Genomic DNA, 13,363 nt, shown 5'->3' with positions numbered 1-13,363 from the left:
GCAAATCTTAATTTGATTCTTGAAACAAGCTTTGCATTTTCTTTCTGAAGATAAATGGCAGCGTCATAAAAATGATATAAAATCCGAGGACGAGAAAGAAGGCGGGCAAATTGCCCGTGAAAAAGCTTGCTCCCAGCACGTTCAGCGCAACGGTCCCAGGGATGATTCCCGCAGCCGTCGCCGTAAAATATGGGAGCGGCTTGACATTAGAAAGCCCTGCCGCATAGCTGACGAAGTCAAAATTAATCGGAAGAATCCGCAGAAGAAAGATATAGAAAAAACCGTTTTCTTCCATCTGTTTCTGGATATTTTCCAGCCTTTCGTGATGGCTGTTGGTTTTTGCCGCCAACAGACCGGCTGCAAAAAATGAGACAGCCGAAGCGCACATCGACCCGAATAGTGTGTAAAGCGTGCCGAGAATCGGGCCAAAGGCCAGACCGCCCGCAATAGAAATAACTGATACCGGAAATAATACAAGCGGTCTGACGATCGATATCCCGATAAAGATAAGCGGCGCAAAGATGCCAAATGATAAAACCCATATCCGGATTTCTTTCGGAGATAGATTTAAATACCTTTTATTTGCCCAAAAAATCAAGCCTGCTCCCGCAAGCACTGCCAGCCATTTAACAGCCGTTTTAAGTTTCATACCCTCAGTTCCTTCCCCTTTGAACCGCAGCGGTTATTAATGGCGGCGGTTTTCTCCGTCAAGACGGATAGGAGCAGCCAGATATAAAATCCGCTCCATTAATCTTGCCGCTTTCACTTCTTCCTTTTCTCCCCTTTGCGAATACGTAAAATGATGTTTCAGCTCATCAGGCGAGAAATTAGAAGAGAAGAAAGTCGGCAGCTGCTGGGACATTCTGTGCTGAAGCACTGTTCCGATAACTTCATCCCTGACCCAGCTCGTCATCGATTCTGCTCCGATGTCGTCGAGCATCAATACAGGCGTGGTTTTTACCATGTTCAGCTTTTCTTCCAACGAATGATCTTGAAGCGAATTTTTCAGCTCTCTGACAAATTCGGGCACATAGACGATCATGGAGGAATACTCTTTTTCCGCCAGCTCATTGGCAATAGCGGCTAGCATAAAGGTTTTTCCTACACCGAACTTGCCGTACAAATATAATCCTTTCCCTTTTCCCGTCTCATTATAGCTTTTCAGAAAATCCGTGACATGCTGGAACATTGCAAGTCTGCTCGGATCATTAATATCAACCTGCTGGAACGTCGCTCCGAGAAGATCCTGCTGAATATACATGCTTTTCATGAGAGACTTCTGTTTTTTCTGCTGATCGAGCTTTCGTTTGACCGGACATTCGTAATACTCGATATCAATAGAGCGGCCGGTCATCACAAGCTTCGGATGGTAGCCCTCCAACAGATTATTGCTGTTTTCGTCTTCTGAACAATAAGAGCAGTGCTTGCTCTGTCCAATATATTCATAAAGCTTATTTAAGCTTCTTTCAATCATTTTTTGATCGATGACGTCTTCATTTTCCTTTAAAAATGCCTGAACGTCTTGATCCTTCATCACTTTTTCCTTCATTTGTTCAAGACGCTTTTGGAAATCCGGTCTGCCGGTTACGCCCTGCAGGGAACGGCTGATTGGTTCCATGTATTACTTCACCCCGCATCTCTGCTCTTAATAGGCAGAGTATTTTTTCAGTTTTTTCATTTCTTCCATCATCTTTTTCTTCTGTTCTTCCAAGTCCTGTTCATGCAGCATTTGCTGTCCGGTTTCAGAATCGGAAGCCGTTTTCTTTTCTTTCATCCAGTCAGGAAGTTTTTCTTCGCGAATCACTTTTTGATTTCGTTTAGAAGATTGGCTCGTTTTCCCTTCAGCCCATTCGAGATACTGGCGGTTTTCTTCTATGGCAAGCTTCATCGCTTCTCTGACCGTTTTGACTTTTTTGCGCGCCCAATGGGAGGCAATTTTTTGTATATAATTTTTCGACAGCTTCATGTCGGTTTTCAGCATGACGTAATAAATCAATACATTTGTGACGCCTGGCTCCAGCTTCTGTTCAAACATAATTTCTTCTATAATTTTTAGATCTGCTTTTGACGGTTCGGTTCCGTCCGCGATATCCTGAAGAAGCTTTTTCGGTGAGATGACCTCCAGCAATGCGATCAGCTCACTATCCAGCGAATCCTCTTCTGCCGCTTTTCCGCCTTCACGCAGATGTACCGGCTGTGTTTTCTCCACTAAGTCCGGCAGCTGTCCGTTCCTCTCGATTTGGTACCAGTCACTTGCTGCTTTTCTTAAAGCTTCGGTGGTAATCACTTCATGCTCATCGATCGCGCTCATGACGACATTTTGCATCTGCAAAGGATCAATGCCGTACAAATAAGAAAGCTTTTTAATCGTTTCCCGCACCTGCTGTGTCATTGCTTTTCTTGGAATCATCGTCTCCGAAAGCCCCGCTAAAAACAAATCAAAATCGAACACATCCTCTGTAACGGTATAGGACGGAGCCTGTCCGACAGTTGTATACTCCCTTCCCGTCGCAAGTCTCACCGTTTCCTCCATATCGGATGTGAGCTTCCATTCACTCGGCTGCAGTGATTCAAACGCATGATTAAACGGCCTTGTAATTTCTTTGGCGTCTTCTGAAATCGCCGGATGCGTAAAAAATTGTTTTAACTGCTGATATTTTGTTTTTCCGACTCTGTTATACAGGAAAACGTTCAGCATGCCGTCTTCGAAAAATTCATTCGGCCGCAGCGGCGGCAGCAGTTCATATATAAAGAGGCGCTCCTGCCGCTCGGATTCTTTCATATATACTTTTAGCAATCCGATGCCCTCGAGCTTCCCCTGTTCCTGATGGATCGTTTTCAAATTGGACTGGGTCATTCCCATCAGCTGTCTATGTGTGGATTCTCCGCCCCACAGACGGTTTTGTTCAAGTTCTCCCCACAATGTCATATAAAGAGAGAATGCAACAGGGCCGATTAAGGGCTGGTACAGTTGTGTAATAATTTGTCTGTCAATATCCTGCAGCATTGATTTGCTCTTCACCACATAAGGGTCTACAGGCAGTACATCTTTCCAATAGTCAGCCATACATTCTCAAACCTTCCGATTATGTTTCTACCTCTCATTTTACACCGTTTCGAATATCTATCAAATGCCAATTTTGCACATGAGAAAAGAGCTAGAAGAATCCTTTTAGCTCTTTAACGCTCTTTCTTTATTAAATCTTTTAATTCATCGATAAAGACATTAATATCTTTAAACTGCCTATAGACGGACGCGAACCGCACGTATGCGACTTCATCAACCTTAGCCAGGCGATCCATGACCATTTCTCCGACGAACTCGCTTTTCACTTCGGAACAGCCTTGATTGCGCAGTTCTTTTTCAATGTCAAAACACATATCTTCCAGCGTTTTGAGTGAAACAGGCCTTTTTTCACATGCTTTAATAAGGCCGCGCAGCATTTTTTCCCTGCTGAATTCCTCTCGCACACCTTCTTTTTTAACAACGATGAGCGGGGTTTCCTCCACTTTCTCAAAGGTAGTAAAGCGGTAATGGCAGGCTTCGCATTCCCGTCTTCTGCGAATGGATTTTCCGTCATCCACAGGCCGTGAATCGAGGACTCGCGTTCCGTTATGCTGGCATGAAGGACATTTCAATAAAATCAGCTCCCAACTATTTCGTACCCTGCAATGTATATTCGGCAGCCTCCGGCTATAAGTGATGTGACAGGCATCTGTCGGGAGAGCCGTTGTTTAGGCTGTGTCTAACAGCATCAGGCGGTTTATGACATATCTCTTTCTTATTTTACAAAAAAAACGGTAAAAGAAAAAGCTAGCCGCCCCTGTTTGTTCATAAAAATAAAAGGAGCATAAGCTAAAAAGCGCGTAACGGCTTTCTAGCTCCAGCTCCCTTTGTGTTCGTGTTTACTTTATAGTACTTTCGCTTGCGCCTGTTTAATCTGCACAGGCCCCATTCCTCTTGGTATTTCAATGTTTTCTCTTGTATCAGCATGTAATGCCTCTGCAATGTAGTCAGCAGCGACATTAGGATCTAAGTCTCCACAAGTATAAACATCAATGCTTGCATATCCGTGCTCAGGAAAACTGTGAATCGTTAAATGTGATTCAGAAATAATAACGACTCCGCTTACGCCCTGCGGTGCAAATTTGTGAAATGCAACCTCGCGCACCTCAGCTCCTGATTTTAAAGCAGCATTTACAAACGTTTTTTCAATAAAATCCATGTCATTCAGCTTATCAAAATCGCATCCCCATAGCTCGGAGATAACGTGACGCCCCATTGTTTCCATAGTCATGGACCCCCCTTAACAAGAATTAAAAAGTGAAGTTCCAACAACTGGGTCGGCTATTTACCACGGGGGAAAGTTAGTCCGGAGAGGTCCTAACCCTTTAAGTAATCCCGAAACAGTCTCAAGCAAGAAGTTCACGAAAAATAGTATACTGTGTTTAAGTCTAATTTGCAAGAAGCGTTTTTTCAGAAATATGCTGTTAAGGGTTTTTTCTTAAATTGTGTCCATGACCTTATTCTATACAGCAGATGGATGTTTCATTCGTGCCGCCACATGGCGGATGAGATCAACTACTCTGCATGAGTAGCCCCATTCATTGTCATACCATGCGAGAACCTTTACTTTTCTGTCTTCCATCACCATTGTCGTAAGCCCGTCAATAACCGCCGAATGCGGATTCGTATTATAATCTGTCGACACGAGCGGTTCATCCGAATAATCAAGCACTCCGTACATTGACGTTTTGGCAGCCTGTTTGAATGCTTCGTTTACCTCTTCTGCCGTTACATCCGTTTTCAAGTCGACAACAAGATCAACTAATGAGACGTTCGGTACAGGGACACGCAATGCGAGACCGTGAAGTTTTCCTTTCAGGTGAGGCAGAACAAGCGAAAGCGCCTTTGCCGCTCCTGTTGTCGTCGGAATGATGGATTCACCGCATGCCCGGGCGCGGCGCAAATCTTTGTGCGGATTATCAATATTTTTTTGATCGTTCGTATAAGCGTGCACTGTCGTCATTAGACCGCTCTCAATGCCAAATTCATCATCAAGCACTTTCACAACCGGTGCAAGGCAATTTGTCGTGCATGACGCGTTTGAAATAATGACGTGGCGTTCAGCATCAAATTGGTCTTCATTAACACCCATCACAATGGTAACGTCTTCATTTTTCCCCGGAGCGGTCAGAATGACTTTTTTCGCGCCCGCTTCAATATGTCCCATCGCTTTTTCTTTTGAATTAAACTTCCCTGTTGCTTCAACGACAATGTCAATATCATATTCCCGCCAAGGCAGCTGTTGCGGATCACGGCTATTTAACAAGAGTACTTTTTTTCCATTCACAATCAGACTGTCTTCTCCAGCCTCAACCTCTTTGTCGTACCGTCCGTGATTTGTGTCATACTTTATTAAATGAGCCAGCGTTTCAGCCGAATAGCTGGCGTTAATAGCCACTACTTGAATTTGATCGTCCAACATTGCTTTTCTAAAGACCATTCTTCCGATTCTTCCAAACCCGTTTATCGCTACTTTTACCTTCACGTTGGTCACCCCTCATCAATTATGTCATTCTAAATTGTTGTCATCTGAAATTAGTATAACACATTAAAAAGAATTCGCCAGTACATATTGATAAAAATCAACGATTATAACGCTAATTTATGATGTATCATACGTTTTCTTGCACACAATATGAGGATAAAGAATCAAAAAAGCAGCCAGCGCTGCGCACTGCCTGCTTTATTTTCTTATGATTCCTGTTTCAATTTATCATTGAGCACACTTTCTTCTAATACAGAGAAAGTATCGCCGTATACCTTGTTTATATGATTCGCTCCCCAATCGCAGAGCATATCTAAAATGCCTTCTAAGCTGCGGCCGTATTCACTCAGTTCGTATTCCACTTTAGGAGGAACCTGATTGTACACGATACGGTTAATGACACCGTCAGCTTCCAGCTCACGCAGCTGCTGGGTCAGCATTTTTTGAGTGATATTCGGCATTAAACGCTTTAACTCACTTGTTCGTTTTTTTCCGTGTGTCAGGTGGCATAAAATCACGCATTTCCATTTCCCGCCTATTACTTCAAGAGTCGCTTCAACTGAAATGTTATATTTTTTCTTCTCCATGCGGTTCACTCTCCTTACAGGCACCAAAAAGTGACTATAGCACTTAAAAGTACGTACTTTTCTTTTTTGATGATATCTTTCATAATCACATTTGCCGGCTGAATTGAATCTGCTCTTTTATTTATATAGCTTGTTCGGCAGAATTTCAATCATACAACACATAACAGAAAAGGAGGAACTTGAATGACTTCAGCCAATAAAAGCAGCATTCCTGCACTTCTGGCTCTCGCCATTAGTGCATTCGCCATAGGGACAACCGAATTTATCAGCGTCGGCCTTTTGCCGTTAATATCTGATGATTTACACATTCCTGTAACAACAGCGGGATTGACCGTTTCGCTATACGCACTGGGTGTTACGTTCGGCGCGCCTATTTTAACGTCATTAACCTCAAGCATGTCACGAAAGACGCTATTGCTTTGGATCATGATCATTTTTATCGCCGGGAATACGATGGCCACGTCGGCCTCAAGCATCGGGATTCTTTTAGCAGCACGTGTGATATCCGCTTTTTCACACGGTGTGTTTATGTCGATCGGCTCGACGATCGCAGCTGATCTTGTCCCTGAAAATAAAAGGGCGAGTGCGATTTCCATTATGTTTACAGGACTCACCGTCGCAACAGTAACCGGAGTTCCTTTCGGCACGTTTATCGGCCAACAGCTCGGCTGGCGGTTTGCCTTTATGGTTATTATCGCCGTCGGCATTATCGCTGTCATTGCAAATGGCATTCTTGTCCCTTCCAATTTACGAAAAGGGACGAAAACAACGATGCGGGATCAATTGAAGCTTGTGACAAACGGCCGTTTACTGCTTTTATTTGTCATAACAGCTTTAGGATACGGAGGAACATTTGTTGTGTTCACTTACCTGTCTCCCCTGCTTCAGGAAGTGACGGGCTTTAAGGCCGGCACTGTAGCCATTATCCTGCTCGTATACGGAATTGCCATTGCCATCGGCAATATGATTGGCGGGAAACTGTCCAATCGAAATCCGATCGCCGCGCTGTTTTATATGTTTATCGTACAGGCGCTTGTCCTGTTTACGTTAACATTTACGGCTCCTTATAAAATTGCTGGCCTCATTACGATTCTCTTTATGGGCTTGCTGGCCTTTATGAATGTGCCCGGCCTGCAAGTATATGTCGTCATGCTGGCTGAACGTTTTGTACCGAGCGCAGTAGACGTAGCATCCGCGATTAATATTGCAGCATTTAACGCAGGAATTGCCCTAGGATCTTTTTTGGGAGGCGTGATTACCGATTCCATCGGGCTGATTCATACCGCGTGGATTGGAGCTTTAATGGTAGCAGGAGCCGTCATCTTAACAGGCTGGAGCCGCCTTCTGGAAAAACAGGATCGGCAGGCAGCCTAACATTTCAATAAGGAGGAAACAAACATGACAACACATTTACAAGCAGCTGCAACACTTCATAACGGGGTGAAAATGCCGCGGTTCGGCCTCGGTGTATTCCAAGTGGAAGAAGGATCAGAACTCGTCAATGCGGTGAAAACCGCCATTGTTCAAGGTTACCGCAGTATTGATACGGCCGCAATCTACGGAAATGAAGCGGGAGTCGGGGAAGGCTTGCGGCAAGGAATTGAAGAAGCCGGCATCTCCAGAGAGGATCTATTTGTCACATCAAAAGTGTGGAATGCGGATTTAGGGTATGAGGAAACATTGGCGGCATTTGAAACAAGCCTGTCAAAACTCGGTTTGGACTATTTAGATCTATACCTCATTCACTGGCCTGTGGAAGGCAAATATAAAGAAGCTTGGAGAGCACTTGAAACACTGTATAAAGAAGGCCGTGTCAAAGCGATCGGAGTGAGCAATTTCCAAATCCACCACCTGAAGGATCTGCTGAAGGATGCTGAAATGAAGCCTATGATCAACCAAGTGGAATTCCACCCGCGCCTCACGCAAAAAGAGCTGATGGCTTATTGCAAGAAGCAAGGCATTCAAATGGAAGCATGGTCACCTTTAATGCAGGGACAATTGCTTGATCATCCCGAACTGACAGACATTGCAAAATCATATAACAAATCAGTCGCGCAAATCATTTTACGCTGGGATTTACAGCACGGTGTCATCACCATTCCTAAATCAACAAAGGAACATCGAATTAAAGCGAACGCGAACATATTTGATTTTGAATTATCACAGGATGACATGAACCGAATTGATGCGTTAAATGAAAATCTGCGCGTCGGTCCTGATCCGGACAATTTTGATTTTTAATCACAAAAACACCGTTCATAATGAACGGTGTTTTGTTATGCCCAGCAGCTGAGAATTTCCTCAAGCTGCTGTTTTGTCTCTTCGAGTGTGCCGCTATTGTCTATTACGTTATCCGCTCTTGACACTTTTTCCTCTAATGGAATTTGGGAGCGGATCCGGCTAAGCGCTTCTTCCTCCGTTAATTGGTTGCGCTTGGTCAGGCGTTCAAGCTGAAGCTCTTTTGTCACACTGACCACAATAATTTTATCCACTAAAGACTCCAATTTGCTTTCGAACAAAAGCGGGATATCTAATACTACAAATGTCTCCTGATTTGCAATGGACTCATTACGCCGCTTGAGCATTTCCTCTCTGACCGCAGGATGAACAATTGAATTCAAAGCAAGACGCTTCTGTTCATTTGTAAAGACCAGCGCCCCAAGCTTTCTTCTGTCTATATCACCATTTTCGAGCAGAATGTCTTCACCAAATTCGTCAATGATCTGCCGGTAGGCCGGCATCCCTTTTTCTACCGCTTGTTTTGCAATGATATCCGCATCTATGACAGTGATTCCTTTATCTATCAGCATATTGGCAACCGTACTTTTGCCGCTTGCTATTCCTCCCGTTAAACCAATGACTAAGGTCAAGAGATCCACTCCTTTTTACAATTTCCAGAGCCCGATCGTGATCAGCAGAAGCCCCGGCAAAAACGCCATTTTATCGATCCATCTCCATTTAGACAGAATATGGCCGGCATTGATGCCGACTGACACAAACAGCGAACTCATAATCGCGACGGTTATGCTCATCGCAATGGGAGAAAAACCGAGAATGGCAGCTCCCATACCTGCTCCGAAGGCATCAATCGACAGGGCGAATCCCAATAACACCGCTTCAATCCCATTAATCACACCAGATTTGTCGATATCCGCACTCATCGGTTTTCTCAAAATGTGGATCACAATGCCCAATGACCGAACCTCTAAATTAAGCAGCGTTTTTTCATGCAATAAGTAGTCTTTGTCTTTTGCCGGCCTGAAAAATTGATATAAAACCCACACGCCGATTCCAACCAATATTAACCCGCCGAGCTTCTCAGTCACATACACGGGAAAAAACTTGGTGAGAAAGCTTCCGATCAGCATGGATATAAACATAACAGTGCCGGAACAGAAGGCAATGACAATTATGGCTTTTAGCGGTATCTTCATTTTTCGCAATCCATACGTAAATCCGACTGAAAAACTGTCCAAGCTGACAGCTAACGCCAGCAGCAGTATAGAAACCATTTGCATATCCGTTTCTTCCTTTCTGTTGGTGCTCTTGTATCAGATGTTAAATGCCCGGAGATTCATCACAATCATGTATATGGAAAAGTGAAAAATCCGTGTTTCCGAAAAACGGCACTTCCTCTATTACAGAGTTACTGATATATGCACCGACAGCTTGGACGATGAAGCATTCCTCTATTTTTTCTGGCACTTGGCGCAAAAATGTGTGCCTCTGCCTCCGACGACAATTTTGGTAATCATGGTGCCGCAATTTTTGCAGGGCTCATCTTTTTTCCCGTACACAAAATGCTGCAGCTGAAACATTCCGATTTCTCCTTGGGAATTGATATACGACCGGACAGTGCTTCCACCGGCATCAATCGCTTCCTGAAGGGTATTTTTAATTTCAGCATGAAGTTTTTTGATTTTTTTATCTGATAGCTGGTTTGCCTTTGTCTCGGGATGGACGCCCGCTCTGAACAGAGCCTCGTCCACATAAATGTTCCCGAGTCCGACGACCGTTTTCTGATCCAGAAGAGCGGTTTTGACAGCTCGGTTTGTTTTCGCGAGCCGTGCTTTCAAATACGCACTCGTAAATTCTTCTGCATCCGGTTCGGGTCCGAGCTGAGAAAGCGGCAGCTCTCCTGCTTCCTCTCCCGGTTTAAATAAATGCATGGTTCCGAATTTCCGAACGTCCCTGTAACGCAGCTGGGTTCCGTCCGTCATCGTAAATATGACATGCACGTGTTTATCGTCCGGCTCCTCCTCTTGGTGAAGCCCGTACTTTCCTTCCATACGAAGGTGGGAGACCATGACATAATGATCCAAGTTAAACAGTAAAAACTTTCCCCGTCTTCCGATGGACTGGATGGTTTCTCCTGCTAAGTTTCGCGCAAATTCCTCCGGTTCGGCAGGCCGTTTGATGATATTCGGCCATCTGATCTCTACCGATTTGATTGTTTTTCCTCTTACAAGCCCGGTCAGAGTGCGCCGGACGGTTTCAACCTCTGGTAATTCCGGCACATCCATCACTTCCTTTTTCTCTGTTTATTTCGCATCGTACCAGGATGGGCCTGAAGCAAAGTCCACTTTTAACGGCACATCTAATGCTAGCGCATGCTCCATCACTTCTGGAACAAGCTTTTCAAGTATTTCAATTTCTTCCTTCGGTGCTTCAAAAATCAATTCATCGTGTACTTGCAGCAGCAATCTAGTCTTCAGCTGCTTTTCTTTCAGCTTGGCTGCCATATCAATCATGGCTTTTTTAATAATATCCGCGGCACTTCCTTGAATTGGCGTATTCATTGCCGTCCGCTCCGCAAAGCTGCGGATATTAAAGTTTCGGCTCGTCAATTCAGGGATGTAGCGGCGGCGATGCAGCAGCGTGGTTACGTAGCCTTTTTGCTTCGCGTCCTGCACCGAGTCCTCCATATACGCTTTGACGCCCTGGAAGCTTTGCAAATATCGGTCGATGAATGCCCCGGCTTCTTTCCGCGTAATGCCGAGATTCTGTGAAAGCCCGTAATCACTGATGCCGTATACGATTCCGAAGTTGACCGCTTTCGCCTGGCGTCTCATCGCCGATGTCACTTCATCCTCAGCGACATGGAACACATCCATTGCTGTTTTTGTATGAATATCCATGTCGTTTGTAAAGGCTTCGATCAAATTTTCATCCTTTGAAATGTGAGCAAGCACCCGCAGCTCGATTTGCGAGTAATCAGCCGCAAAAATGAGCCAGTCTTTTTCAGACGGAACAAAGGCCTGGCGGATCTTGCGCCCTTCCTCAAGCCTGATCGGTATGTTTTGCAGGTTCGGATCGGTCGAGCTGAGGCGCCCTGTTTGCGTTAAGGCTTGGTTAAAGCGCGTATGCACCTTGTGTGTATCTTTTCTTGTCACCTTTAAAAGCCCTTCGATGTATGTCGATTGCAGCTTCCCGATTTGTCTGTACTGCAAAATATAGTCAACAATATCATGTTTGTCAGCCAGCTTTTCAAGCACATCAGCAGACGTTGAATAGCCTGTTTTCGTTTTCTTCACAACTGGCAGGCCGATCTTTTCAAACAGGATGACGCCGAGCTGTTTAGGAGAATTGATATTAAACGACTCTCCCGCAATATCATGAATTTTTTCTTCATATTCCTTCAGCTTGGCGCCCAGTTCTTCTCCCATTCGTTTTAAGCGGTCAACATCAACCTTTACGCCGGTTGACTCCATTTCTCCGAGAATAAGCGCCAGCGGCATTTCCAGCTCCTCAAACAATTCAAGCTGATCGTTGTTCTCCAGCTCCTGAACGAGCTTTTCCCGGAGGCTTTGAATGGCTAAAGCCTTTCTGACGAGATGCTCAGACAGTTCGACTTCTGCCGGCACTGCGCGTTTTGCTCCCTTGCCGTAAACTGATTCATCGCTTGAAACGATATGCAAGCCGTAATCCTTAGCCACACTGGCAACGTCGTCATACGAATTGCCCGGATTAATGATATAAGCGGCAAGAAGCGTATCAAACTCCGCACCTTTCAGCTCAATGCCCTGCCAGCGCAAAGCCACGACAGCCCGCTTGCTGTCAAAGACCCATTTTTTCTGATCGTCATTTTCCACCCATTCTTTAAACACAGCAGACTCGACAGCAACGTCTTTTGGAATAAAGTAGGCTCCCGTTTCGTTCACTATCGAAAAACCGAGAATCGGCACTTCATGATAATTATCACCAATCTGTTCAACGACAAATGCAGATGGAGAAACCAATATATCGCTAGTCACGTCGGTGACTGTTTTGACATCAATTTCTTCTAACGACTGATCCTGCTCCGCCTCTACACCGTCTTCCCCGAGCCGTTCAAGAAGCGTATTGAACCCAAGGTCCTTAAAGATGGCAATGACCTGTTCACGATTAAAGCCTTGATATTCCAGACCCGAAACGGACACCTCAATCGGCGCATCGGTCATAATCGTCGCCAATTCCTTGCTCATCAAAGCCTGATCCTTAAATTCTTCCAGCTTTTCCTTGAGTTTTTTTCCGCTTACCTCATCAATTGATTCGAGCAGCTTTTCAACAGAATGGAATTGCTTTAACAGCTTAATCGCGGTTTTTTCCCCGACACCAGGCACACCCGGGATGTTGTCAGAAGAATCCCCCATTAAACCCTTCATATCAATAATTTGGTCAGGCGTGAGCCCGTATTTCTCCTGGACATGCTCTGGTGTGTAAAACTCAACATCGGTAATTCCTTTTCTCGTAATGGCAACCGTCGTCTGATCTGTTGCCAGCTGTGTTAAATCCTTATCGCCCGAGAAAACCTTTACCTCAAAGCCGTCTTTTTCAGCCGATTTGGCGAGTGTGCCGATAATGTCGTCAGCTTCGTATTGTTCCAGTTCGTAACGGCTGATTTGATAGGCATCAAGCAGCTCGCGGATAAACGGCATTTGTTCTGAAAGCTCAGGCGGGGTTTTCTGTCTTCCGCCTTTATACTCTTTAAATGTGCCGTGACGAAACGTCGTTTTCCCGGCATCAAACGCAACCAGCATATGCGTCGGCTTTTCATCCTCAAGCATTTTCATCAAAATCATCGCAAAACCGTAAACCGCATTTGTATGAATTCCTTTATCATTGCTTAACAGCGGCAATGCGAAAAACGCCCGGTAAGCCAGACTGTTTCCGTCTACAAGCACTAATTTTTTTCGTTCCGTCATTCAATATCCTCCTAAGAAGCAGCAGCTTCCATTCATCTCA

13 protein-coding genes are annotated in these 13,363 nt (G+C 44.8%); 2 read left to right on the top strand and 11 right to left on the bottom strand.

Annotated features, from left to right (window positions below; all coding sequences use genetic code 11):
• Positions 1-7 precede the first annotated feature (7 nt).
• The 7 genes from ACQVGS_RS06685 to ACQVGS_RS06655 form a co-directional block, all read right to left on the bottom strand.
• Positions 8-649: a TVP38/TMEM64 family protein gene (locus tag ACQVGS_RS06685; RefSeq protein ID WP_106020244.1), complete on the bottom strand. Its 642-nt coding sequence runs from the start codon at positions 647-649 to the stop codon at positions 8-10.
• 36 nt (positions 650-685) lie between these two features.
• Positions 686-1,618, bottom strand: a complete 933-nt coding sequence (dnaI, locus tag ACQVGS_RS06680; protein ID WP_024122442.1) for a primosomal protein DnaI — start codon at positions 1,616-1,618, stop codon at positions 686-688.
• Positions 1,619-1,645: 27 nt separating this feature from the next.
• Complete coding sequence (gene dnaB, locus ACQVGS_RS06675) at positions 1,646-3,067, bottom strand: replicative helicase loading/DNA remodeling protein DnaB (protein ID WP_095714233.1); 1,422 nt, start codon at positions 3,065-3,067, stop codon at positions 1,646-1,648.
• A gap of 113 nt (positions 3,068-3,180) precedes the next feature.
• Positions 3,181-3,639 (bottom strand): transcriptional regulator NrdR, encoded by a 459-nt coding sequence (gene nrdR, locus ACQVGS_RS06670; protein ID WP_010335260.1) that lies wholly within the window; start codon positions 3,637-3,639, stop codon positions 3,181-3,183.
• A gap of 272 nt (positions 3,640-3,911) precedes the next feature.
• On the bottom strand, positions 3,912-4,292 hold the full coding sequence (speD, locus tag ACQVGS_RS06665; protein ID WP_003223584.1) for an adenosylmethionine decarboxylase: 381 nt from the start codon (positions 4,290-4,292) through the stop codon (positions 3,912-3,914).
• A gap of 237 nt (positions 4,293-4,529) precedes the next feature.
• A complete protein-coding gene (locus tag ACQVGS_RS06660; protein WP_059293437.1) occupies positions 4,530-5,552 on the bottom strand; it encodes a glyceraldehyde-3-phosphate dehydrogenase in 1,023 nt (340 codons plus the stop codon).
• 206 nt (positions 5,553-5,758) lie between these two features.
• Complete coding sequence (locus tag ACQVGS_RS06655) at positions 5,759-6,139, bottom strand: winged helix-turn-helix transcriptional regulator (protein ID WP_024122445.1); 381 nt, start codon at positions 6,137-6,139, stop codon at positions 5,759-5,761.
• Between the two features lie 183 nt (positions 6,140-6,322).
• Between ACQVGS_RS06655 and ACQVGS_RS06650 the strand changes: the two genes are divergently transcribed.
• Together ACQVGS_RS06650 and ACQVGS_RS06645 are read left to right on the top strand one after the other, a co-directional pair.
• Positions 6,323-7,513, top strand: a complete 1,191-nt coding sequence (locus ACQVGS_RS06650; protein ID WP_151174428.1) for an MFS transporter — start codon at positions 6,323-6,325, stop codon at positions 7,511-7,513.
• Between the two features lie 24 nt (positions 7,514-7,537).
• On the top strand, positions 7,538-8,380 hold the full coding sequence (locus ACQVGS_RS06645) for an aldo/keto reductase (RefSeq protein WP_400153433.1): 843 nt from the start codon (positions 7,538-7,540) through the stop codon (positions 8,378-8,380).
• 35 nt (positions 8,381-8,415) lie between these two features.
• On the opposite strand, the gene coaE is transcribed toward ACQVGS_RS06645, so the two are convergent.
• The 4 genes from coaE to polA form a co-directional block, all read right to left on the bottom strand.
• Positions 8,416-9,009 (bottom strand): dephospho-CoA kinase, encoded by a 594-nt coding sequence (gene coaE, locus ACQVGS_RS06640; protein WP_101860140.1) that lies wholly within the window; start codon positions 9,007-9,009, stop codon positions 8,416-8,418.
• 15 nt (positions 9,010-9,024) lie between these two features.
• Positions 9,025-9,657, bottom strand: a complete 633-nt coding sequence (gene ytaF, locus ACQVGS_RS06635) for a sporulation membrane protein YtaF (protein ID WP_024122449.1) — start codon at positions 9,655-9,657, stop codon at positions 9,025-9,027.
• Between the two features lie 171 nt (positions 9,658-9,828).
• Positions 9,829-10,656, bottom strand: a complete 828-nt coding sequence (mutM, locus tag ACQVGS_RS06630; RefSeq protein ID WP_024122451.1) for a DNA-formamidopyrimidine glycosylase — start codon at positions 10,654-10,656, stop codon at positions 9,829-9,831.
• A 24-nt stretch (positions 10,657-10,680) separates the two neighbouring features.
• Positions 10,681-13,323: a DNA polymerase I gene (gene polA / locus ACQVGS_RS06625; RefSeq protein ID WP_106020249.1), complete on the bottom strand. Its 2,643-nt coding sequence runs from the start codon at positions 13,321-13,323 to the stop codon at positions 10,681-10,683.
• Between the last annotated feature and the right edge of the window lie 40 nt (positions 13,324-13,363).

The sequence above is a fragment of the Bacillus sp. SD127 genome (assembly GCF_058566445.1).
The sequence above is the reverse complement of the archived record's forward strand: the minus strand, read 5'-3'. Positions and strand labels throughout refer to the sequence as shown.

What these genes read in the sequence shown, in the direction of transcription:
- ACQVGS_RS06685 (WP_106020244.1), bottom strand. Translation starts at nt 649, where the DNA reads ATGAAACTTAAAACGGCTGTTAAATGGCTGGCAGTGCTTGCGGGAGCA.
- dnaI (WP_024122442.1), bottom strand. Translation starts at nt 1,618, where the DNA reads ATGGAACCAATCAGCCGTTCCCTGCAGGGCGTAACCGGCAGACCGGAT.
- dnaB (WP_095714233.1), bottom strand. Translation starts at nt 3,067, where the DNA reads ATGGCTGACTATTGGAAAGATGTACTGCCTGTAGACCCTTATGTGGTG.
- speD (WP_003223584.1), bottom strand. Translation starts at nt 4,292, where the DNA reads ATGGAAACAATGGGGCGTCACGTTATCTCCGAGCTATGGGGATGCGAT.
- ACQVGS_RS06655 (WP_024122445.1), bottom strand. Translation starts at nt 6,139, where the DNA reads ATGGAGAAGAAAAAATATAACATTTCAGTTGAAGCGACTCTTGAAGTA.
- ACQVGS_RS06650 (WP_151174428.1), top strand. Translation starts at nt 6,323, where the DNA reads ATGACTTCAGCCAATAAAAGCAGCATTCCTGCACTTCTGGCTCTCGCC.
- ACQVGS_RS06645 (WP_400153433.1), top strand. Translation starts at nt 7,538, where the DNA reads ATGACAACACATTTACAAGCAGCTGCAACACTTCATAACGGGGTGAAA.
- ytaF (WP_024122449.1), bottom strand. Translation starts at nt 9,657, where the DNA reads ATGCAAATGGTTTCTATACTGCTGCTGGCGTTAGCTGTCAGCTTGGAC.
- polA (WP_106020249.1), bottom strand. Translation starts at nt 13,323, where the DNA reads ATGACGGAACGAAAAAAATTAGTGCTTGTAGACGGAAACAGTCTGGCT.